At 74.8% G+C, this 21,054-nt stretch carries 18 protein-coding genes; 4 read left to right on the top strand and 14 right to left on the bottom strand.

All coding sequences use genetic code 11. The features are described 5' to 3' along the window. The first annotated feature begins 155 nt into the window (after nt 1-155). Entirely contained in the window at nt 156-860 is a 705-nt protein-coding gene (locus HKK73_RS03810; protein ID WP_171467477.1) for a FadR/GntR family transcriptional regulator, read from the top strand. A gap of 40 nt (nt 861-900) precedes the next feature. Here HKK73_RS03810 and HKK73_RS03815 read toward each other — a convergent pair whose 3' ends face one another. From HKK73_RS03815 to HKK73_RS03830, 4 genes are all read right to left on the bottom strand, one after another. Next, on the bottom strand, nt 901-2,232 hold the full coding sequence (locus HKK73_RS03815) for an RNA polymerase sigma factor (RefSeq protein ID WP_171468666.1): 1,332 nt from the start codon (nt 2,230-2,232) through the stop codon (nt 901-903). 1 nt (nt 2,233) lies between these two features. Then, nucleotides 2,234-2,590, bottom strand: a complete 357-nt coding sequence (locus HKK73_RS03820) for a YciI family protein (RefSeq protein WP_009862891.1) — start codon at nt 2,588-2,590, stop codon at nt 2,234-2,236. After that, nucleotides 2,590-2,763 (bottom strand): hypothetical protein, encoded by a 174-nt coding sequence (locus HKK73_RS03825; protein WP_157838011.1) that lies wholly within the window; start codon nt 2,761-2,763, stop codon nt 2,590-2,592. The genes HKK73_RS03820 and HKK73_RS03825 overlap by 1 nt, the downstream gene beginning before the upstream one ends. Before the next feature lie 83 nt (nt 2,764-2,846). Continuing rightward, nucleotides 2,847-3,260 (bottom strand): TIGR03618 family F420-dependent PPOX class oxidoreductase, encoded by a 414-nt coding sequence (locus HKK73_RS03830; protein ID WP_171467478.1) that lies wholly within the window; start codon nt 3,258-3,260, stop codon nt 2,847-2,849. 124 nt (nt 3,261-3,384) lie between these two features. Here HKK73_RS03830 and HKK73_RS03835 point away from each other — a divergent pair, with 124 nt between their 5' ends. Further along, nucleotides 3,385-4,410: a beta-ketoacyl-ACP synthase III gene (locus tag HKK73_RS03835; RefSeq protein WP_034656309.1), complete on the top strand. Its 1,026-nt coding sequence runs from the start codon at nt 3,385-3,387 to the stop codon at nt 4,408-4,410. 23 nt (nt 4,411-4,433) lie between these two features. Here the strand turns inward: HKK73_RS03835 and HKK73_RS03840 are convergent, their stop codons facing one another. Next, the gene (locus HKK73_RS03840) at nt 4,434-4,970 is read right to left on the bottom strand and encodes a DUF488 family protein (protein ID WP_034656293.1); all 537 of its coding nucleotides are present in this window, start codon (nt 4,968-4,970) and stop codon (nt 4,434-4,436) included. Nucleotides 4,971-5,077: 107 nt separating this feature from the next. Here HKK73_RS03840 and mgrA point away from each other — a divergent pair, with 107 nt between their 5' ends. Beyond that, entirely contained in the window at nt 5,078-6,127 is a 1,050-nt protein-coding gene (gene mgrA / locus HKK73_RS03845; RefSeq protein ID WP_171467479.1) for an L-glyceraldehyde 3-phosphate reductase, read from the top strand. A gap of 63 nt (nt 6,128-6,190) precedes the next feature. Here the strand turns inward: mgrA and HKK73_RS03850 are convergent, their stop codons facing one another. The 3 genes from HKK73_RS03850 to HKK73_RS03860 all read right to left on the bottom strand — a co-directional run bounded on the left by HKK73_RS03850 (nt 6,191) and on the right by HKK73_RS03860 (nt 8,919). Beyond that, nucleotides 6,191-7,540: an RNA polymerase sigma factor gene (locus HKK73_RS03850; protein WP_171467480.1), complete on the bottom strand. Its 1,350-nt coding sequence runs from the start codon at nt 7,538-7,540 to the stop codon at nt 6,191-6,193. A gap of 25 nt (nt 7,541-7,565) precedes the next feature. After that, nucleotides 7,566-8,003 carry a YciI family protein gene (locus HKK73_RS03855; RefSeq protein WP_171467481.1) on the bottom strand — a complete coding sequence of 146 codons (438 nt, stop codon included), beginning with the start codon at nt 8,001-8,003 and terminating at the stop codon, nt 7,566-7,568. A 118-nt stretch (nt 8,004-8,121) separates the two neighbouring features. After that, nucleotides 8,122-8,919 (bottom strand): ABC transporter ATP-binding protein, encoded by a 798-nt coding sequence (locus HKK73_RS03860; protein ID WP_171467482.1) that lies wholly within the window; start codon nt 8,917-8,919, stop codon nt 8,122-8,124. Between the two features lie 258 nt (nt 8,920-9,177). Here HKK73_RS03860 and HKK73_RS03865 point away from each other — a divergent pair, with 258 nt between their 5' ends. After that, a complete protein-coding gene (locus tag HKK73_RS03865; protein WP_171467483.1) occupies nt 9,178-11,454 on the top strand; it encodes a SpoIIE family protein phosphatase in 2,277 nt (758 codons plus the stop codon). Nucleotides 11,455-11,523: 69 nt separating this feature from the next. Here HKK73_RS03865 and HKK73_RS03870 read toward each other — a convergent pair whose 3' ends face one another. From HKK73_RS03870 to HKK73_RS03895, 6 genes are all read right to left on the bottom strand, one after another. After that, nucleotides 11,524-11,997 carry an ATP-binding protein gene (locus tag HKK73_RS03870; RefSeq protein WP_051027734.1) on the bottom strand — a complete coding sequence of 158 codons (474 nt, stop codon included), beginning with the start codon at nt 11,995-11,997 and terminating at the stop codon, nt 11,524-11,526. Beyond that, on the bottom strand, nt 11,994-12,329 hold the full coding sequence (locus tag HKK73_RS03875) for an STAS domain-containing protein (protein ID WP_228485224.1): 336 nt from the start codon (nt 12,327-12,329) through the stop codon (nt 11,994-11,996). The genes HKK73_RS03870 and HKK73_RS03875 overlap by 4 nt, the downstream gene beginning before the upstream one ends. A gap of 227 nt (nt 12,330-12,556) precedes the next feature. After that, nucleotides 12,557-16,156 (bottom strand): Ig-like domain-containing protein, encoded by a 3,600-nt coding sequence (locus HKK73_RS03880; RefSeq protein ID WP_171467484.1) that lies wholly within the window; start codon nt 16,154-16,156, stop codon nt 12,557-12,559. Nucleotides 16,157-16,350: 194 nt separating this feature from the next. Beyond that, nucleotides 16,351-18,534, bottom strand: coding sequence for a beta-galactosidase (locus HKK73_RS03885; protein WP_171467485.1), 2,184 nt, complete (start codon nt 18,532-18,534; stop codon nt 16,351-16,353). A 138-nt stretch (nt 18,535-18,672) separates the two neighbouring features. Then, on the bottom strand, nt 18,673-20,004 hold the full coding sequence (locus tag HKK73_RS03890; RefSeq protein ID WP_043654300.1) for an ABC transporter substrate-binding protein: 1,332 nt from the start codon (nt 20,002-20,004) through the stop codon (nt 18,673-18,675). Between the two features lie 110 nt (nt 20,005-20,114). After that, nucleotides 20,115-21,053: a carbohydrate ABC transporter permease gene (locus HKK73_RS03895; RefSeq protein WP_043654299.1), complete on the bottom strand. Its 939-nt coding sequence runs from the start codon at nt 21,051-21,053 to the stop codon at nt 20,115-20,117. Between the last annotated feature and the right edge of the window lies 1 nt (nt 21,054).

Below are 21,054 nucleotides of genomic sequence, written 5' to 3' on the forward strand. Positions count from 1 at the left end.
GAGTCGGTCCAGTCTCGCCGGGCCGCGTCCGTGCCGCCTGCCGAGACCGCCGCGGTGAGGCGCCGCGGCTGTGGTCTGACCACAGTCCGTCCACTGTAGACCACGCGGTCGGCGTGGTCTGACCACAGCGTGCCGGGGTCGCCTACCCTGAGCGGGTGCGCACCCACGAACGCGTCCTCGCCCGCATCGAGGCGGACCTCGCCGCGGGCCGCTGGGCGCTCGGCGAGCGCCTCCCGGCCGAGCGCGCGCTCGCCGAGGAGCTCGGCGTCTCGCGGCCCTCCGTGCGCGAGGCGCTTCGCGTGCTCGAGGCCATGGGCATCGTGCGCACCGCCGTGGGCTCCGGGCCCGACGCCGGCGCCACCGTCGTCGACCGGCCCGCCGCCGGGCTGGGGGCGGCCGTGCGCCTGCACGTCGCGTCCGGGACGCTCGCGGTGCGCGACGTCGTCGAGACGCGCGTGCTGCTCGAGACCTGGGCGGTCCGGGCCGCGGGGGAGCGGGGCGGCGCGGGAGACGACGAGGCCGCGGCGGCGCTCGCGGAGGCCGGCGCCCTGCTCGACCGCATGGACGACCCGACGCTGCCCGCGGCCGACTTTCGCGAGCTCGACGCGACGTTCCACGTGCTGCTCGTGCGGCTCGCAGGCAACGCGCTCGTCGAGGCCGTCATGACCGGGCTGCGCGGCGCGATCGAGTCGTATGTCGCCGCGGGCAGCGCCGCGCTGCCGTCGTGGGAGCGGACCGCCGCACGCCTGCGCGCCGAGCACCGCGCCGTGCTCTCCGCCGTCGCGGAGGGCGACGGCGAGCGCGCGGCCCGCGCGGTGCGCGCCCACATCGAGGGCTTCTACGCCGAGACGGGCCTCTGAGCGGACCGTCGTGCGCGTCCCGTGAGGGGTTTCGCGACGGCTAGGTCGATCTGGCGCGAGGCAGGCCGGCCAGGCGGCGCTCCAGGAGCCGGCGGTCGCCCTCGCGGTCCACGAGCGTGAGGGCGCGGCGCAGGTCGACGGCAGCGTCCGCGGGCCGTCCGGCCCGCACGAGCAGCTCGGCGCGGACGGCGGGCAGCAGGTGGTAGCCCGCGAGCGCCGGTTCGTCCGCGACGGCGTCGACCGCGGCCAGCCCCGCGTCGGCGCCGTGCACCTCCGCGACCGCGACCGCGCGGTTGAGCGCGACGACGGGCGAGCCGGTGAGGTCGAGCAGCACGTCGTAGAGGCCGAGGATCTGCGGCCAGTCGGCCGCGGCCGCGTCGGTCGCCGCGTCGTGGAGCGCCGTGACGGCGGCCTGCACCTGGTACGGCCCAGGCCGCCCGACGGCGAGCGCCGCGTCCAGCTCGGACAGCCCCTCGGCGATCTCGTCGTGCCGCCAGCGTGCGCGGTCCTGCTCGGCCAGGGTCCGCGTGACGCCGTCGGGGCCCACGCGCTCGTCGCGGCGCGCGTGCTGGAGCAGCAGCAGGGCGAGCAGCCCGCGGGCCTCGGGCTCGTCGTCGAGCAGGCGCGCGGTGAGCCGCGCGAGCCGGACGGCGACGTCGGCGAGCGCGCGCCGCTCGGCCGAGCCCTCGACGGCGTCGGCGGGCTCCGCCCACGCGTCGTACCCCTCGGTGAACAGCACGTACAGCACCGCGAGGACGCCCTCGACGCGCTCGGACCGCAGCGCGGCCGGCGGCACGCGGAAGGTCATGCCGGTGGCGCGGATACGGCGCTTGGCCCGGACCAGGCGCTGCGCCATCGTCGCCTCGGGTACGAGGAAGGCGCGCGCGACCTGGGCGGTGGTCATGCCGGTCAGCGACCGCAGGGTGAGGGCGACCCGCGCCTCGGCGGGCAGCGCCGGGTGGCAGCACGTGAAGAGCAGGCGCACGAGGTCGCCGTCCGGGTCGTCGGCGTCCCAGGGGTCGTCGTCGAGGCCGCGCGCTACCTGCTCGACGACCGGGTCCGCGGCTCGGCTCCCGCCCCGGGGACCCGGGTCGACGCGCTCGCCCAGGCGGCCCGCGGCCGCGACCCGCTCCGCCTCGACCCGACGACGGCGCAGGACGTCGATCGCGTGGCGGCGCGCGGTCGTCGTCAGCCACGCGCCGGGACGCTCCGGCACGCCGTCGCGGCGCCACGTCCGCAGCGCCGCGGCGAACGCCTCCTGCGCGGACTCCTCGGCCAGGTCGAGGTCGCCCGTGCTGCGCGCGACGGCGCCGAGGACGCGTCCCCACTCGGTGCGGAACGCGTCCTCGACGGGGTCCGTCGCGGGCGTCAGCTCAGGACCCGTCGAGGTCCAGCGGCCACGCGGGGTGCAGCTCGATCGCGCCGCCGTACGCCATGGGGTGCTCGGACGCGATGGCGATCGCGGTGTCCAGGTCCGGCGCCTCGAGGACGTCGAAGCCCGCGATCGACTCCTTCGTCTCGGAGAACGGCCCGTCCGTGACGAGCACCTTGCCGCCCCGGACCCGCACGCCCACGGCGTCCTCCGGGGGGCGCAGCCTGTCGCCGACCACCGCGGCACCGCTGCCGTAGTGCCGCCCGACCCACTCCCCGATCGGGGCCGCGGCCTCGGCCTCCTCGGGCGGCAGCCCCGGGTCGTCCGGGGTGCCGAGCACGAGCATGAGGTAGCGCATCAGAGGTCCTCCGCCCTCGTCGCCGCGGGCCGGCGGAGCACCGTCGGCCCGGAGGACGCGACGTCGGCGGCGGACGTCCCGTCCCCGGCGCTGCGTCGCCCGTCACGGTACCGCGCACGGTCCGGCGGGTGCTCGCGGTCCGCCGCGAGGATCGTCTCCAGGAACGTCGTCATCGTGCCTCCTCCTCTCGCACGGCCCGTGCGGCCGTACGAGAGGACGACGAAGCCCGGTCGCCGAGATCGACACCTTTCTCGCGCTACGCGTCGCCGGCCTTCGCCTCGCCCCAGCCGTACCAGCGCTCGACCTCGACCCAGGCGCTGACGCGCGGGTCGGTCCGGTTCGCGTACTCGTGGCCGGTGTAGTGGCGCGAGATGCGGTCGATGTCGGCCAGGCCCTCGTCGGCGCGCAGCTCGACGACGCGACCGATGAGCGTCACGTGGGTGTACCAGTTCTCGTCGAGCACGGTGAGCGAGACCCGGGGGTCGTTGCGCAGGTGCTTGAGCCGCACGCGGGACTCGTCGAGGTTGACGAGCACGCGGCCGTCGTCCTCCCAGACGTACCAGGTGGCGGCGGTGACGGGCGCGCCGTCGGAGCGCACCGTCGCCATGACGGCGGCGTTCGGGCGGCGGAGCATCTCGACGAGACGGGAGGGCAGCGGCGGACGGGACACGACGGCTCCTTCGGTGGCACGACGGCGGACCTCCCGACGGTACGTCACGGGTGTGGCGCACGACCTCCCGGAGCCCCGCCCGGAGCGTTCTGACGACGAGCGGCCGCGTGACATGATCGTCCTCATGCTCACTCCCGCCACCGGCGCGGCCGGGTCGCGCATCGTCGGCCTCGGTCACTTCCAGCCCGAGAAGACGCTGACGAACGACGACATCGCGCAGCTCGTCGAGACCAACGACGAGTGGATCCGCTCGCGGACGGGCATCGTCACGCGGCACGTCGCGGACGACGACACGACCGTCGCCGACATGGCGACCGCGGCGGCCCGCCACGCGCTCGACGACGCGGGCGTCGACCCGGCCGAGGTCGACCTCGTCATCGTCGCCACGGCGACCGCGACGGACCGCTCGCCCAACACGGCGGGACGCGTCGCGTACCACCTGCGCACCGGCGTCATGCCCGGGCAGTCGACGCCCGAGGAGGCGTCCGAGCTCGACCTGCGAGGCGTCGTCGGGCCGGCGGTGCTCGACGTGAACGTCGCGTGCTCCGGCTTCGCCCACTCCGTCGGCCTCGCCGACCAGGCGATCCGCGGCGGCTCGGCGCGCACGGCCGTCGTGGTCGGCGCGGAGAAGCTCACCGCGTTCACCGACTGGACCGACCGCAGCACGTGCATCCTCACCGCGGACGGCGCGGGCGCGGCCGTGCTGCGCGCGACGGACGAGCCCGGCGTCGGCCCGGTGACCTGGGGCTCCGAGCCCGACCTCACCCCGGCCGTGCTCATCGAGGCGCCGCAGGAGAAGTTCGCCCAGGACGGCCGCGCCGTCTTCAAGTGGGCCATCACGCGCGCCGCCGAGCGCGCGCGCACGGTCGTGGAGCGCTCCGGCGTCTCGCTCGACGAGATCGAGGTGCTCGTCGCGCACCAGGCCAACCTGCGCATCATCGAGCCGCTCGCGAAGGCGCTCGGGATGGAGTCGAAGGTCGTCGTCACGGACATCGTCGAGTCCGGCAACACGTCCGCGGCGTCCATCCCGCTCGGGCTCTCCAAGTGGTGGCACGCGGGCAAGATCCCCGCGGGCGTCCCGGCCCTGCTCTTCGGCTTCGGCGGCGGGTTCGCGTGGGCGGGCCAGGTCGTGGAGACCCCGACCCGCTGACGCGGGACGACGAGCCCGCTGCGTCAGCCCGCCGTGTGGTCCGGCTCCGGCGGGTACCAGACGCGCGTGCCCTCGACGCGGGCGAAGGACGTCAGGGTGTGGGGCCGTGGCGCGGCGTCGGAGACGATGTCGCGCACCTCGACGCCGCGGACGACGAGCGCGTCCCCGACGAGCGACCGGTGGCAGCGCCACGGGACGGCCTCCGCGCACATCAGCACGAGGTCGTCGTGGGCGCTGCGCCGCACGAGGTCGTCGACCGCGGCGCCGAACTCCGGCGTCTGCATGTGGTCCGCGTACCCGCGGAACGACAGGTTGCGCCACGCGCCGTTCGGGCTGTCGGGACGGGCGTGCCGCAGGCCGCCGAGCGCGCGCACCCAGCGGTACGTGATCCCGTGGGACCGCAGGACGGGCGCGAGCGCGTCCTGGCCGAACTGGGGGTTGTGCCGCGACCGCGGGACGGTCCGGACGTCGACCAGGCGGCGGATGCCGTTCGCCCGGAGGAGCGCGAGGAGCTCCTCGACCGGACGCGTGGAGTGCCCCACCGTGTACACGACGCTCACCCGGCCACTCTAGGAAGGCGCTCCGTCGCCGGCACGGGGACCGGGCCCGGGCGGCGCGGTCGTGGACCGGGGTGGGCGTCGCGGCCGGCGCGCGCCAGAATGGGCCCATGCCTCTCGCCCCGCGCTACCTCGCCGCCGACGACCGCTACGACACCATGACCTACCGGCGGACGGGGCGCAGCGGCCTCGACCTGCCCGCGATCTCGCTCGGTCTGTGGCATAACTTCGGTGACGTGAACCCGTTCGAGACGCAGCGCGCGGTGCTGCGCCGCGCGTTCGACCTCGGGATCACGCACTTCGACCTGGCGAACAACTACGGCCCGCCGTACGGCTCGGCGGAGGAGAACTTCGGCCGGCACCTCGCGCAGGACCTCGGCGCGTACCGTGACGAGCTCGTCATCTCGTCGAAGGCCGGCTACGACATGTGGCCGGGCCCCTACGGCGACGGCGGCTCGCGCAAGTACCTGCTCTCCTCGCTCGACCAGTCGCTCCGCCGGATGGGCCTCGACTACGTCGACGTCTTCTACCACCACCGTCCGGACCCGAGCACGCCGCTCGAGGAGTCCATGCGCGCGCTGCACGACGCGGTCCAGCAGGGCAAGGCGCTGTACGTGGGCGTGTCCAACTACTCGCCGGCGCGCACGCGCGCGGCCGCGGCGATCCTCGCCGACCTCGGCACCCCGCTGCTCATCCACCAGCCGAGCTACTCGATGCTCAACCGCCACGTCGAGGACCCGGCGCACGAGGACGCGTACGACGGCGTGCAGACCGAGTCGCTGCTCGACGTCGTCGGCGACCTCGGCGTCGGCACCATCGTGTTCTCGCCGCTGCAGCAGGGCCTGCTCACGGACCGGTACCTCTCCGGGTCGGCGCCCGAGGGGTCGCGCGCGGCCCGCCCGGACTCGCCGTTCCTGTCGGAGAAGAACCTCGACGAGACGTACCTGGGGCGTGCCCGGGCGCTGAACGAGATCGCGGGTGCCCGCGGCCAGACTCTCGCGCAGCTCGCCCTCTCCTGGGTGCTGCGCGACGACCGCGTCACCTCCGCCCTCGTCGGGGCGAGCAGCGTCCGCCAGCTCGAGAACAACGTCGCGGCCCTCTCGGCGCCCCCGCTCACCCCGGAGGAGTCGGCCACCATCGAGTCCGTCCTCGCGAGGTAGAGCCCTGGTCGCGCGAGGTAGAGCCCTGGTCGCTACCAGGGCTCTACCTCGCAGGTGGTCGGGTCAGGCGGGGTGCGCGTCCGCGGACGACGACGCGGCGGCGGCGCGCTCGAGCAGGAGCTGGCGCTCGTGGCGGGTCGGGGCGAGGCTCGCGGCGCGTTCGAGGACGTCCGCCGCCTCGGCGTGCCGGCCCAGCCGGGTGAGCAGGTCGCCGCGGACTGCGCCATACAGGTGGTGGCGGGCGAGGCGCGGGTCGTCGGCGACGGCGTCGAGCACGACGAGGGCCGCCCCGGGACCGTCCGCGTAGCCCACGGCGACGGCGCGGTTGAGCTCGACCACCGGGGAGGGCGCGACGGACGCGAGCGCGTCGTAGAGCGCGACGATCGCCTCCCAGTCGGTCTCGGCCCACGTCGCGGCGCGCGCGTGGCACGCGGCGATCGCGGCCTGGAGCGAGTAGGGGCCGAGCGCCTTCCCGGCGCGCGTGCCGAGCGCGAGCGCGCGGTCGAGCGCGGCGAGGCCGTGCCGGACGAGGAGCCGGTCCCATCGCGACCGGTCCTGGTCCTCGAGGAGCACGGGCTCGCCGTCGGGGCCGGTGCGGGCCGCGAACCGCGACGCCTGGAGCTCCATGAGCGCGACGAGCCCGTGCACCTCCGGCTCGCCCGGCAGCAGCCCGGCGAGCACGCGGCCGAGCCGCATGGCGTCCTCGGCGAGCTCGCGCCGCACCCACGTGTCGCCCGACGTCGCGGCGTACCCCTCGGAGAACACGAGGTACACGACCTCGAGCACGGCGGGCACGCGGGCCGCGAGCTCGTCCGCCTGCGGGACGTCGAACGGGACGTTCGCCTCGGCGAGCGTCCGCTTCGCGCGCGAGATCCGCTGCCCGACGGTCGCGGACGGGACGAGGAAGGCGCGGGCGACCTCGTCGGTCGTCAGACCCCCCACGAGTCGCAGCGTGAGCGCGACGCGGGACTCACGCGGCAGCACGGGGTGGCACGCGACGAGGACGAGCGCGAGCAGGTCGTCGCCCACGGGGTCCTCGACGATCGCGTCGGGTGCGGGGACCGACCCCACGAGGACCGCACCGCCGTCGCCTGGGTGCGCGGCCGCCGTCGTGCCCGCACCGGTCCCCGGGCCCGGTGCTGCGAGGTCCGCCGCGAGCCGCGCGTACTTCTCGTCGCGCGTGCGCTCGCGGCGGACCAGGTCGACGGCGCGGCGGCGCGCGACGGTCGTCAGCCAGGCGCCGGGGTTGTCCGGGACACCCTGCTCGGGCCACTGCTCGAGCGCGGCGACGAACGCCTCCTGGGCCACCTCCTCGGCGAGGCCGACGTCCCGCAGGGTCCGCGCGAGGCCCGCGACGAGCCGAGGCGACTCGATGCGCCACACGGCCTCGACGGTGCGGGAGACGTCGGTCATCGTCGTACCCGGGTCCCGGCGGGGCTCAGGAGCCCTGCTGGGCGCGGATCTGCTCGGCGAGGCGCTCGTCCTTCTCGCGCTGCTCGGGCGTGTACTCGGCGCCGAAGTCCTCGACCTCGAAGATCGGCCGGATCTCGAGGACCTCCTCGAGCCCCATGCTCGGGTCGCTCGGGCACTTGCGGGCCCACTCGACGGCCTCCTCGAGCGAGGAGACCTGCCAGATCCAGTACCCGGCGACGATCTCCTTGGACTCGGTGAAGGGCCCGTCGACGACCGACGTCTCGCCCCCGCTGAACACGACGCGCGCGGCCTTGGCCGTGGGCTGCAGGCCCTGGCCGTCGAGCATGATGCCCGCCTTGACGAGCTCCTCGTTGTACGCGCCCATCTGGGCGAGCATCTCCTGCGTCGGGGCGATCTTGTCCTCGTCGGCCCCGCTGCCCTTGATCATGACCATGACTCGCATGACGTTCCTCCTCGGTGAGTGCCTCCTTGACCCTAGTGTCGTGAAGGCGCCTTCACCCTGACGTCGGACGGCGTCCCCCGGTTTTCGACACGCACCGCCGACGAGTTTTCCCGGGGTGTCAGCGGAAGCGCTGGACGGCGAGCGGTGCGGCCTCCGCGAGACCCCGCACGGCCGGGTGGTCGGCGCCGGGGGCGGTGCCCGCGAAGACGTCGCGCAGCGCGCCGGAGGCGACGAACGTCCCGTCGGCGAGCACGTGCACGGTGGGGCACATCCGCTCGACGAGCTCGAGGTCGTGCGAGACGAGCAGCACCGCGGTGCCGAGCTCGGCGGTCGCGCCGGCGAGGTGCCGCACGACGTCGCCGCGCATCGCCGGGTCGACGGCGGTGAGCGGCTCGTCGAGGAGGAGGGCGCGCGGGCGCGTCGCGAGCGCGACGGCGAGCGCGACCCGCTGCTTCTCGCCGCCCGAGAGCGACTGCACGGTCCGCGGCGCGTAGCGGGGCTCGAGCGCGACGTCGCCGAGCAGGTCCTCGACGGAGCGTCCGCTCGGGCGGCCGGCACGCCGCGCGTCCTTGAGCGCCGCGGACAGCGTGCGGTCCACCGTCCAGCGGGGGTCGATGCCGATGCCGGCGAGGCCGTCCTGGGAGACGCGGCGCACGTCCGCCGTGAACTGCTTCTTGTCCCGGCGGGAGAGCTTGCCGACCGTCCGCTCGGCGTAGGTGACTCGCCCCGCCGTGGGGCGCACGAGGCCGACGAGCGCGCGCACGATCGTCGACTTCCCGGTGCCCGACTCCCCGACGATCCCGACCGGCGCGGTGCCGGGCGTCACGTCGAGGTCGATGCCGTGCACGACGTCGGAACCTCCGTAGCCGGCCGCGAGGCCGCTGGCGCGCAGGAGAGGGGTCGTCGTCGTGCTCATGGGTCACCTTCTGGTCGTCGGGGTCCGGGCGGGCGGTCCGGGCTCCCGCTCGTCCGACGAACGACGCTACCGCGGAGTTCCGTGGCGTCGCTCACGGGGCTCGCCCGCCGAGCTCCCGGGAGGTCCGGCGCACGAACGGGCGTCGGGGCGCGGTAGCCTGAGGCACGCGTCTCCGGATCCTCGAGCCAAGGTGGTCCGCCGACCGTAGTACGGCAACCGTCCCCGGACGCGATGCCCGGACGGAGGATCGTGACCAGGATGGTCGACGAGCCGGAGCTTCTCGCGCCCGGCGAGGCGGTGGACCTCGACAACTGCGCCCGCGAACCCATCCACGTCCCCGGCATGATCCAGCCGCGCGGGGTCCTGCTGGTGGTCCGCGAGGCCGACGGCGTGCTGCTCCAGGCGTCGGCGAACGTGGAACGGCACCTCGGCGTCCCCGCGGAGGAACTCGTGGGCCGACCGCTCGCCGACGTGCTCGGCGAGGAGCCCGCGCGCGACCTGCTCGCGCACGCGGCGAACGGGACCGACCTCGCGACGCGCAACCCCGTGACCCTGCACCTCGACCGCTGGGACGACCGGCCGCTCGACGTCGACGCCGTGCTCCACCGGCCCCCGCTGCCGGAGGAGGGCCCGGGGTCCGAGCCGGTGCTCGTCGTCGAGATCGAGACCGCGTCGGGCGCGCGCCCGCTGACGTTCCCCAACACCTACCTCGCCGTCCGGCAGGCGCTGCGCGACCTCGAGCGCGCCGCGACGCTCGACGAGCTGTACGACGACGCGGCCCGCCACGTGCGCGAGCTCACGGGCTTCGACCGCGTGATGATCTACCGCTTCGACGCGGCCTACAACGGCGAGGTCGTCGCCGAGGCGCGCCGAGACGACCTCAACGCGTTCCTCGGGCTGCACTACCCGGCGTCGGACATCCCGCCGCAGGCGCGCGCGCTGTACGAGAAGAACTGGATCCGGCTCATCGCGGACGTGGACTACGCGCCCCAGCCGATCGTCCCGACGCTGCTCCCCACGACGGGTGCGCCGCTCGACCTCACGTACTCGACGCTGCGCAGCGTCTCGCCGATCCACCTCGAGTACCTGCGCAACATGGGCGTGCGGGCGTCGATGTCGATCTCGCTCCTGCGCGACGGCAGGCTGTGGGGTCTCGTCGCGTGCCACCACTACTCGGGGCCGCACGAGCCGCCCTTCGAGGTCCGCACCGCCGCGGAGTTCCTCGGGTCCGCGCTCTCCGTCCGGCTCGTCTCCCAGGCGGAGGACGAGCGCGAGACCGAGGTGCGGCGCGCGGAAGGCGTCCTCGCGCACCTGGCTGCCGACAGCCGCGACGAGAGCGTCCCCATCGGCATCGCCCTGACGCGCTCGGGGTGGCTGCGCCGCCTCGTGCGGGCCGACGGCGCGGTCGTCGTCGCGGAGGGCGGCCTCATCGCGGTCGGCAACGTGCCCGACGAGGACGGGTGCCGTGCGCTCGTCGCGTGGGTCCTCGGGCACGGCGAGGACCTGGTCATGTCCGACGCCCTGCACCGGGACGCGCCGGACGTCGCGGCGCTCGTGCCCGACGTCGCGGGCGTCCTCGGGATCGTGCTGCCCGAGGGTCAGGTCGTGCTGTGGGTGCGCGACGAGGTCCTGCGGCACGTGGACTGGGGCGGCGACCCATACAACAAGGAGATCGCGCGCGGCGAGGACGACTCGGTGCGGCTCAGCCCGCGCAAGTCGTTCGAGCGGTGGCGCGAGGTCGTGCGCGGGCACAGCGTGCCCTGGACGTCGGACCAGACGGACGTCGCGACGTCGCTGCGCGGCCACCTGGTCGAGGCCCTCTACCTGCGCGGCCGCAAGGCGGTGCGGGCGACGGAGGAGCTCCAGCGTAGCCTCCTGCCCGCGCTCCTGCCGGACGTCCCGGGGTGGACGCTGCAGTCGCGCTACGAGTCGGCGGGCACGGGTCTCGTGGGCGGCGACTGGTACGACGCGCTCGTGCTGCCGTCCGGGCGCCTCGCGCTCGTCGTGGGCGACGTGACGGGCCACGGGCTCCAGGCCGCGGCGACGATGGGCCAGCTCGGGACGACGCTGCGGGCCGCGCTCGTGAGCACGGGCTCCGCGGTCGAGGCGGTGACGCTGCTGGGGGAGGTCGCGCGCTGGACGCTCCCAGGCGAGGTCGCGACGATCGCCGTCGCGGTGCTGGACCCGGTGACCGGCGTCGTCGAGCACGTGTCCCTGGGGCACCCGCCGCTGCTCGTCGTCGCGCCCGACGGGACCACGAGCTGGACGGAGAGCGCGATCGTGCCGCCGCTCGGCCTCGTGGACCGCGTGCCGCCCGCGCAGCACGTCCAGGTGCCGCCCGGCGGCGCGCTCGTGCTGTACAGCGACGGGCTCGTGGAGCGGCGCGAGGAGTCGATCCTCGACGGCCTGCGGCGGCTCGCGGCGTTCTTCGCGGCGGAGCCGGGGACGGTCGACGTCGACGGCGTCGTGGCCGCCGCGCGCGACCCGCGCTCTGCGGACGACGCGACCCTGCTCCTGGTGCGGCGCGACGCCTGAGGCGCGCGCGCCGGGGTGCGTGCGTGCGTGCGGGGGTAGAGCGTCGCGGCGGGGCGGTGCGGCGGAGCGTCAGCCGGCGGGGAGGAGCGCGCTGCGCACGCCCGCACCGCCGCGGAAGACGGGGACGTCGAAGCGCGCCCAGACGTGCTTCTCGCCGGTGCCGGCGCGGAACCAGCCGACGGCCGTCGAGGCGCGCTGCGCGAGCACGAGGCCGAACCCGCCCGCGCCCGGCGAGCGCCGGCCCGCGATCACGGGGACGTCCGGCGAGTGGTCAACGACGTCGATGACGAGCTCGCGCCCGTCGCTGAGCAGGCGCACCTGCGTCGGGGGGAGGCCGTGGCGCAGCGCGTTCGTCGCGAGCTCGCTCGCGACGAGGACGACGCGCTCGGGCGTGGCCTCGAGCGCGCGGTCCGCGGGCAGCGGGGCGCCGGTGAGCATGCGGTGCAGGCCCTCCCGCAGGGTGGCGAGGTCCGCCAGCGTGCGCAGCGGCCAGGCACCGATCTCGACGAAGCCGGGCGGTACCGCCGCGTGGGCGAAGGTCACGCCTCGTCCTCGGCAGGTCCGGCGTCGTCGGTGAGCTCGAACAGCTCGGCGACACCGCTGAGCTCGAGCAGGTCGCGGACGCGGCGCGGGACGCGCTCCAGCACGGGTGCCCCCGAGCCGGCCGTGGCGGCGTGGTAGAGCAGGCGCAGGCCGCCCGAGTCCATGAAGGTGACCGCGCCGAGGTCGATGTGGATGCGCCCGTCGGCCGACTGCGCGAGCCGCAGCAGCTCGTCCTCGCGCCGGGCCTGGACCGCGGCGTCGATCTCGCCGCGCATGGTCCAGCGCGTGCCGCCGGCCGTCGTCAGGACGTCTCCGCTCGTGGTGGGGGTCACGGTGGTGGGCTCCTCCTCGGTCCCGGCACTGTACCGGGCACCCGGGATACGGTACGCGGCTCCGCCGACGCACGCGAGGCAGTGTCGCGGCGTGGCCGCGATCATCGGGTGACGTGCCTCTCCCGCGCCGCGCAGGGCGGCGCGGGGGAGCCACGACGAGGGCCGCACGGCGGGCCGGGACGGCGTCGCGGAGGACGCCGACCCGGCCCGCCGGGCGGCCGGACGGCTCAGCAGGAGCGCGCGTCGAACGCGACCTCGAGCGGCGCGAACCCGTCGACCGTCACGACGGCCGTCCCGCCCGGGACGGACGCCGCGCGCGACGCGAACGACTGGTAGGCGCTCGCGCCCGGCGCCACCGCGGCGACCGTGCGCGTGCCGTACGGCGTCGCGAGGGTCACGTCGAGCGGCGCGTCGCCGTCGTTCGTGGCGCGGACCGCGACGTACACCTTGCCGGCCAGGCACCGCGTCTCGGCGGTGACCGTCACCGGCGCCGCGCCGGCGTCGGCCGTCCAGCGCAGGGCGTACGCCCGCTCCGTGCCGTCCTCGGCCGTGACGCGCACCGTCGTCGTGCCGGGGACGGCGTCGGCGGCCTCGACCGCGACCGTCGCCCAGGGGTCGTGCGCGACCGCCTCGACGGCGGGCACCCCGCCCGCGACGTTCACGTCGTACGCCGTGACGGCCGGGTCGAACCCGGCGAGGGGCTCGCCGGCCACGGTGATGCCCGACGCCGCGGCGTCGGTCCCAGTACCGGGCACCTTGGCGAGCACCTCGATCTCGGAGACCACCAGGTGGGTGTTCGCCCGGGCCGTGAGGACGACGCGCACGGACGACGTCCGCACGTCCGCGGGGATCTCGACCGCCGGCGCGGGGCCGTCGGGCGAGGCGTCCACCGTGACGGGCGCGCCGACGTCGGTCCACGTGCCGCCCACGAGGGCCTGGAGCCGGACGGACTGCGCCCAGCTCGCGCTGGACCCGTCCTTCCAGAACCGCGTCACGACGCCCGTGACGTCCCGGTCGGCGGGGAGCGTGACGGTGAGCGTGTCGGACGTCCGCTTGGTGCCCGACACCCAGTTCGACCACGCCTTGTCGGTGAGGTTGCCGTTCACGACGCCGCCGACGGCGTAGCCCGGCTCCGTGAACGTCGCGCTCGCGGTCGTGCCCGCGGCGAGCGCGCCGTTGGCGGACGCCGCCTCGGTCACCTGGACGCGGACGGTGGCCGGGAGCGTGTCGCCCGCCCCGGCGTCGGCCGTGCCGGTGAGCTCGACGACCCCGACGGCGTCGTACGCGCCCGCGGGGGCGTCGTCCCAGACCACCGGGCGCTGGACCTCCGCGCCGCCCGCGGCGACCGCCGTGACGGTCGCGGGCAGGGCAGGGGTGCCGCCCGCGTACGCCTTGGCGCGCGCGGGGAGCGTGGACGTGAGCTCGTCGACGACGACGGTCGCCGTCGCGGCGACCTCGCCGCCGGTCGGCGTGGCCACGGTGCCGGTCACCTCGACGGTGCCGGGCTCGGCCCACGCGTCGTCGTCCGGCACGTCCCACGTCACGGGGAGGGCGCCGCGCGCCCCGTCGCGGTAGACCGGGGTGACGGTCGCGGGGAGCTCGGGCGCGGTGCCCGGCGTCGTGAACGCCTGGACGGGCTCGGTGCCGAGGACCGTCTCGTCGACCACGCGCCAGCGCTGGTTCACGCCGGAGTTCGCGAGGTACGTGCCCACGGGCGAGCCGTCCGCCGTCGCCTGGCCGCCGACCTCGAGGAGGGTCTTCGAGGACGCGTTGACGAGCGTGAAGGTGCCGTCGCCGGTCGTCGAGAGGATCCACTGCGCGGCGAGGGGGGTGTCCGCGACGTCGGCGGGCGCGTCCTGGAGGACGGCGGACGTGTCGGCCGCGACGGCGAGCTGGCGGCCCGTGGCCGCGTTCGTCACGGCGTAGCGCGTGCGGTGCGTGCCGGCGCCCTCGGGGGCGCCGAGCGCCGTGAGCTCCCACGCCTGCTCCGCGACGGGAGCGTCGGTGCGGATCACGACGCCCGTGCCCGACGCCGACGGCGCGAGCGAGCGGTCCGCCTGCACGCCGTCGAGACGGTAGGCGTGCCCGTCCTGGACGAGCGCGGCGTCGTCCGCGACGCCGGAGACGCCGTCGACGACGAACGTCGTCACGGACTCGGCCGGCACGACGAGCGTCGCGCTGGGGCCGTCCGCACCCGTCGTGACCGCCACCGGCTCGCCCTCGACGAGATAGCCGGCCGTGCTCGTGACCACGGGGGTGACGGTCGCATCGGACCCGACCGCACCGAACTTCGACAGGTCGAGCGTCACGGCGCGCTCGGCCTTCGTGGCGTTGACGTGCACGACCGTCGCGGACGTGCCGTCGGCCGACACCGCGGCCGTGCTGCTCGCGTCGTCCGAGCGGATCAGCGAGTCGCCCGGCTCGATGTAGTGCGTGAAGTTCTGGGTCGCCCAGTACTTCGTGTTCGTGTAGATCGGGCACGTCTCGAGCGTGTCCTCGGCGGTGCAGTCGAACGGGATCTGGATCTCGCCCCAGTTCATGCCGTTCGCGCTCTCGCCGCCGGGCGCCATGTTCGCGTAGTCCTCGACCGGCTGCCAGAACACCCACGCGCTCGGCTCGAGCTCGCGCAGGTCGTCGACGATGTGCTGCGCGCTGCCGAGGCCGGACTCCATGGTCTCGAAGTCCTGGCCCGTCGAGCTCCAGTTCCCGCCGACCTCGCTCATCCACAGCGGCTTGTCCTCGCCCTTGGCGATGTCGCGGACCGTCGTGCGCTGGCCCGTGCCGTAGGTGTGGACGTTGAGCTGCGACACCTGGTCGCGGACCGCCTGCGGGTACGCGTTCCAGTTGGCCGCGAACGTACCGGGGTTCGTCTCGTCCATCGCCGAGATCACGGCGTCGGTCGAGGAGCCCTCGAGCGCCGCGGCGAGCGCCGGGACGACCTTCGCCTGGAGCGCGGGGCTCATGTGGGCGCCCTCCTGACGGCCCCCGGTCGGGTTGCCGTCGGCGCCGAGCTGCGTGCCCCAGTAGTTGGTGTTGGGCTCGTTGAACGGGTCGATCGTGTCGACCTCGATGCCGTGCGCGTCCTCGAGGCGCTCGGTCACGCCGACCAGGTACGCCGCGAAGTCGTCGACGCTGTCCGTCTTGAGCTGGTCCGCGGTCGAGCTGAAACCGCCCGAGACGTACCCGCTCACGGTCATGAACCACGGCGGCGAGTTGCTGAAGGTCTCCCAGTGCGTGACGTCGTCCTTGATGTGGTCGACCCACCAGCGCTGCGTCGCGTCCGCGTCCTCGTCCCAGTGGTCCGGGTTCTCGGGGTCCCACCAGTCCACGTCGGTGCGCGTCGTGCCCTCGGGCGCCTTCCACCAGCCGTCGACGGCGCCGCCGGCGCGCAGGTAGTCCGGCACGCCCGGAGCGTTCCCGCCGCCGACGTTGTAGCGCGCGATGTTGAGGTTGAGGCCCTCGTCCCCGAACACCATGTCCGCGAGCCGGTCGCGGATCTCGTCCGGGTAGCCGCCCGTGGCGTTGGCGAACCACACGAGGCTCGTGCCCCAGCCCTCGAACGGCGCGCCCGCGTACGACGGGTCGGGCGTCACGGTGACGCCCGCGACGTCGGCGGGGGCCGCCGTCGTGCCGGTCGCGGTGGCCGCGCCCGCGGGCGAGGCCTGCGCGGGCAGGGCCGCGAGCGCGCAGCCCGCGACGAGCGCCCCGGCACCGAGGCCCGCGACGACGCGGGTCCCCGTCCGGCGGGCGGCCGGGCCGCCCGGGCCCGTGCGGCGAGGACCGGGTGGTCCACCCCGCGTGGTCGTGTCGGTCTCGGTCGGGCTCATCCCTGAGCCACCTCCTTCGCGTCGCTGCGAACCGGCGGGGTGCACCGGGTGCGGGTCGTTCCCGCGGGGGTCTGTCGTGCCGAGGTAGAGCCCTGGTCCGCCGAGGTAGAGCCCTGGTCCGCCGAGGTAGAGCCCTGGTCGTGACCACGCCTCTACCTCGGCCTACCAGGCCTCTACCTCGTGGTACCGGGGCTCTACCTCGGCGGGGTCGGCTCGGCCGGGCGGCGGACGACGGCGACGCCGCGCGGCTCGAGCAGCAGCGCGCCTCCCGCCGTGCCCTCCGCCGTGCCTTCCGCCGTGCCATCCGTCGTGACGGCCCTCATGCCCGACGCCGTGAGGCGGCGCCCGGCGAGGACGTCGCCCGCGACGTCGGGCACCTCGACCGGGCGCGCCGTGCGGTTGACGAGGAACCAGAAGTCGTCCGTGCCGTCGGTGCGCACCGCGAGCTCGACGTCGCCGCGCACGGCGGCGGGCAGCTCGCTGCGCACGCCCGCGTCGTCGAGCAGGCGCGCGAGCACGGGGACGAGGCCCTGGCGGCCGAAGCGCGTGGAGACGTAGGCGGCGGAGCCCTCGCGGGCGCCAGCACCGTCCCCGGTGCGGACCGTCCGCCGCGTCACGGCGGCGCGGCCGGCCTGCTCGCCGGTCTTGTACCAGCCCAGCACCTCGACGTCCGGGTCGACGACGTCCACCGGCTCGGTCCACACCGTGCCCTCGAGCTGCTCGCCCGCGAGCTCGACCGTCGCGCTCTCGCCGTCCAGCAGCGGGGCGAACTCCTCGACCCGGATGCCGAGCAGGTCGCGCAGCGCGCCCGGGTAGCCGCCGAGCCACGCGTGGTCGTCCTGGTCGACGACGCCCGAGAAGTAGGTCGTGACGAGGTGGCCGCCCGCCTCGACGAACGCCGTGAGGCGGTCGCGCAGGCCGGCCGGGACGACGTGCAGCACCGGCGCCACGACGACGTCGTACGTCGCGAGGTCCGTCGCGGACGGCACGACGTCCGCGCGCACGCCGAGAGCGAGGAACGCCGAGTACCAGTCGAGCGCCTCCTGGCGGTAGCGCAGCCGGTCCGTCGGGTGGGAGTCGAGCTCGCTCGTCCACCACGAGTCCCAGTCGAAGACGATCGCGGCGCGCGCGGGCTTCTGCGTGCTGCCCGCGACGGGCGCGAGGTCGCGCAGGGTCGCGCCGAGCGCGACGACGTCACGGAACAGGCGCGAGCGCTCGCCCGCGTGCGGGACCATGCCCGAGTGGTACTTCTCCGCGCCGGCCGCGGACTGGCGCCACTGGAAGTAGCAGACCGCGTCGGCGCCGTGGGCCACGTGGGTGAGCGAGTCGCGCGCGAGCTCGCCCGGCTTCTTCGCGACGTTCACGGGCTGCCAGTTCACCGCGCTCGTCGAGTGCTCCATGAGGAACCACGGCCGGTGCCGGGCGATGCCGCCCGTGAGGTTCGCGGAGAACGACAGCTCGTCGAGCGCCTGCGGGCCGGGCAGCACGTAGTGGTCGTTGGAGACGAAGTCGAGCTCGTCCGCCCACGCGGCGTAGTCCATGCCCTTCGTCTCGCCCATGACCATGAAGTTCGTCGTCACGGGCACGTCCGGCGTGACGCGGCGCAGGATCTCCGCCTCCGCGCGCAGGTACTGCCGGAGCGCGTCGGACGAGAAGCGCTTGAAGTCGAGCTGCTGGGTGGGGTTCGGGTGCGAGGCCGCGAGCCGCGGCGGGAGGACCTGGTCCCACGCGCTGTAGCGCTGCGACCAGAACGCGGTGCCCCACGCGGCGTTGAGCGCGTCGAGCGTCGGGTAGCGGTCGCGCAGCCACGCGCGGAAGGCAGCGGCCGCGTCGTCGGAGAAGTCGTAGACGTTGTGGCAGCCGAGCTCGTTCGACACGTGCCAGGCGACCAGCGCGGGGTGGTCGCCGTACCGCTCGGCCATGCGCTCCACGAGGCGCAGCGCGTGCTCCCGGAAGATCGGCGACGTCGGGCGCCACTGCTGCCGCGCGCCCGGCCACAGGGTCTCGCCCGTGCGGGTCTGCGGCAGGATCTCCGGGTGCTTCGTCGTCAGCCACGGCGGCGGCGAGGCCGTCGCCGTCGCGAGGTCGACCGTGATGCCGTGCGCGTGGAGCAGGTCCATCGCGTCGTCGAGCCACGCGAAGTCCCACGTGTCCTCGGTCGGCTGGATGCGGGCCCACGAGAAGATCGCGAGCGAGACCACCGTCACGCCGGCCTCGCGCATGAGGCGGACGTCCTCGTCCCAGACCTCGCGCGGCCACTGGTCCGGGTTGTAGTCCGCGCCGTAGGACAGGCCCGACGGCGTGTACGCACCGGGCTCGCCCGGCGGCGTGTGCGGCCCGGGACGGCGCAGCCAGCGGAACGGGGTGGGGGAAGACATGCGTGCTCCTAGCGGGACGGCGCGCGGCGACGGGCGGTGCCCGGCCGGTCGGGAGGACGCGCGACGGCGTCCTCGGGGAGGTCGTCGGGCCGGCGAGCGAGCGCCGGCCCGACGACCGGGGGTGACGGTGTCAGCGCGTCACTCGTTGACGGTGAAGCCCTGGTCCTTGCCGTAGGTGACCGTGGCGTCCTGCCACGCGGTCAGCCCGTCGGCGAGCGGGGTGCCCGAGACGTAGGCCTTGCCGACGGTGTCGTTGAAGACGGAGTTCGCGTACACCTGGAACGGCAGGTACGCCCAGCCCTCGGCGACGTGCGCGGCGGAGTCCGCGAGGACCTCGTTGACCTTCTGGCCGCCGAAGTACTCGAACTCCTGCTGCGTGAAGTCGTCGGCCTCGAGCTCGGCGACGGTCGCGGGGAACGCGCCCTCGGCGACGCGGGTCGCGATCCCGTCACCGACCGTCGCGTACTCGAGGAACGCCCACGCGAGGTCCTGGTTCTTGCTCGCCGCCGGGATGGCGAGCGAGCTGCCACCGTTCTCGGAGGTGACGTCGGCGCCGGCCTCCCACTGGGGCATGGGCGCGACGGCCCAGTCGCCCGAGGCGGACTCGACCGAGGTCTCGAGGTTGCCGCGCATCCAGGCGCCGATCACGAGGCTCGCGATCGACCCGTCAGCGAGGCCCTGGTACCACTCGTCGCTCCACGACGTGACGGGCGCGACGAGGTCCTCGTCGATCATCTGCTGCCACGTCGTCGCGAACTTCTGCGTGCCCTCGTCGGAGAAGTCGACGGTGACGTCGGTCCCGTCGACCTGGTAGGGGCGCCCGCCGGCCTGCCAGATCATGGAGGTCGTGAAGCCGGCGTCGCCCGTGTCGTTGGTGAGGTACGCGCCGGGGTCGGCGGCGTGCAGCGCCCGGGCGGCCTCGACGTACTCGTCCCACGTCGTCGGTACCGCGATGCCGTGCTCGTCGAACACGCGCTTGTTGTAGAAGAGCGCCATCGGGCCGGAGTCGGTCGGCAGCGCGTAGACGCCGTCGCCCTGCGTCACGGCGTCCCACGGGCCGGGCGTGAACGTGCCGTCGAGGTCGTCGGCCCCGTAGGACGAGAGGTCGGTGAGCGCCTCGGAGAGCGCGAACTGCGGGAGGGCGTAGAACTCGATCTGCGCGACGTCGGGCACGCCGGAGCCGGCGGCGATCGCGTTCTGGAGGGCCGTGTACTGGTCGTTGCCGGTGCCGGCGTTGACGATGTCGACCGTCACCCCGGGGTTCTCCTCCTCGAAGTCGGCGGCGACGCTCTCCAGCGTGGGGTCCCAGGCCCACACGGTGATCGTGCCGCCCTCCTCGAGGGCGCTCTCCGCGTCGTCGGAGCTCCCGCCGCCCGACCCGCCGCTGCAGGCGGTGAGCACGAGGGCGAGGACGCCGGTGGCGGCGATGGCGGCGGTCGCTCGGCGCGACCTGCGGGTGATGGGGGACATGCGGGTTCCTCTCACTTCGTCGTCAGACGGACGGGTGGTGCGTGGGGTGGTGCGGGTGGGGGTGTGCGCCGGGGTGCCGGCGGGTGGGTGGACGGTCCGGCGTCGGACCGTCACTCCTTGACCGAGCCGGCCGCGAGGCCGGACTGCCAGTAGCGCTGCAGGAACAGGAACGCGATCACGAGGGGCAGGATCGTCAGGACCGCGCCGGTGATGACGAGGTTGAAGATCGCCTGCCCGCCCGCGGTGGCCGCCTGGGCGTTCCACGCGTTGAGCCCGAGGGTCAGCGGGTACCAGTCGGGGTCCTTGAGCATGATCAGCGGCAGGAAGTAGTTGTTCCAGGTCGCGACCATGGTGAAGAGCAGGACGGTGACGATGCCGGGCGCGAGCAGCGGCAGGGACACCTGGAAGAACGTGCGGGCCTCGTTGGCGCCGTCGACGCGGGCGGCCTCCAGCAGCTCCTGGGGCACCGACTCGGCGGCGTAGGTCCACATGAGGTAGAGGCCGAACGGGGAGATCAGCGACGGGATGATCACGGCCCAGGGAGTGTTCGTCAGGCCCATCTGGCTGAACATGAGGAACGTCGGCACGGCGAGCGCCGTGCCCGGCACCGCGACGGCGCCGATGACGGTCGCGAACACGCCTCGCTTGCCGGGGAAGTCGAACTTGGCGAGCGCGTACCCGCCCATCACGGCGAGGAACGTGGCCCCGCCGGCGCCCACGACCACGTAGAGCAGGGTGTTGGCGAGCCAGCGGACGAAGATGCCGTCGTCGTAGGTGAGCGTCTGGACGACGTTGTCGACCAGCGCGAACTCGCTGCCGAACCACAGCCCGAAGCTGTCGAAGAGGTCGGGCTGGGTCTTCGTCGCGTTGACGACGAGCCAGACGAGCGGGACGAGCGAGTACACGAGCACGACCCCGGTCAGGACGGTGAGCAGCACGCTGCGGCGGGGCTTGTCGGCGGAGTACGCGGCACGCCGGGGCGTGCGGAGGCGGACGGGCTTCGGTCCGGGGCGGGACGCGGCGGAGGCCGTGGGGGTCGCGGTGGTCATG

Origin of the sequence: Cellulosimicrobium sp. 72-3, assembly GCF_013127315.1 — a bacterium.
Lineage (GTDB): Bacteria > Actinomycetota > Actinomycetes > Actinomycetales > Cellulomonadaceae > Cellulosimicrobium > Cellulosimicrobium funkei.

Bases quoted from the DNA above. Each gene is read 5' to 3' on its own strand.
- HKK73_RS03820 (WP_009862891.1), bottom strand. From the start codon at position 2,590: ATGCGCTACCTCATGCTCGTGCTCGGCACCCCGGACGACCCGGGGCTG.
- HKK73_RS03825 (WP_157838011.1), bottom strand. From the start codon at position 2,763: ATGACGACGTTCCTGGAGACGATCCTCGCGGCGGACCGCGAGCACCCG.
- HKK73_RS03835 (WP_034656309.1), top strand. From the start codon at position 3,385: ATGCTCACTCCCGCCACCGGCGCGGCCGGGTCGCGCATCGTCGGCCTC.
- mgrA (WP_171467479.1), top strand. From the start codon at position 5,078: ATGCCTCTCGCCCCGCGCTACCTCGCCGCCGACGACCGCTACGACACC.
- HKK73_RS03850 (WP_171467480.1), bottom strand. From the start codon at position 7,540: ATGACCGACGTCTCCCGCACCGTCGAGGCCGTGTGGCGCATCGAGTCG.
- HKK73_RS03855 (WP_171467481.1), bottom strand. From the start codon at position 8,003: ATGCGAGTCATGGTCATGATCAAGGGCAGCGGGGCCGACGAGGACAAG.
- HKK73_RS03860 (WP_171467482.1), bottom strand. From the start codon at position 8,919: ATGAGCACGACGACGACCCCTCTCCTGCGCGCCAGCGGCCTCGCGGCC.
- HKK73_RS03865 (WP_171467483.1), top strand. From the start codon at position 9,178: ATGGTCGACGAGCCGGAGCTTCTCGCGCCCGGCGAGGCGGTGGACCTC.
- HKK73_RS03880 (WP_171467484.1), bottom strand. From the start codon at position 16,156: ATGAGCCCGACCGAGACCGACACGACCACGCGGGGTGGACCACCCGGT.
- HKK73_RS03885 (WP_171467485.1), bottom strand. From the start codon at position 18,534: ATGTCTTCCCCCACCCCGTTCCGCTGGCTGCGCCGTCCCGGGCCGCAC.
- HKK73_RS03890 (WP_043654300.1), bottom strand. From the start codon at position 20,004: ATGTCCCCCATCACCCGCAGGTCGCGCCGAGCGACCGCCGCCATCGCC.
- HKK73_RS03895 (WP_043654299.1), bottom strand. From the start codon at position 21,053: ATGACCACCGCGACCCCCACGGCCTCCGCCGCGTCCCGCCCCGGACCG.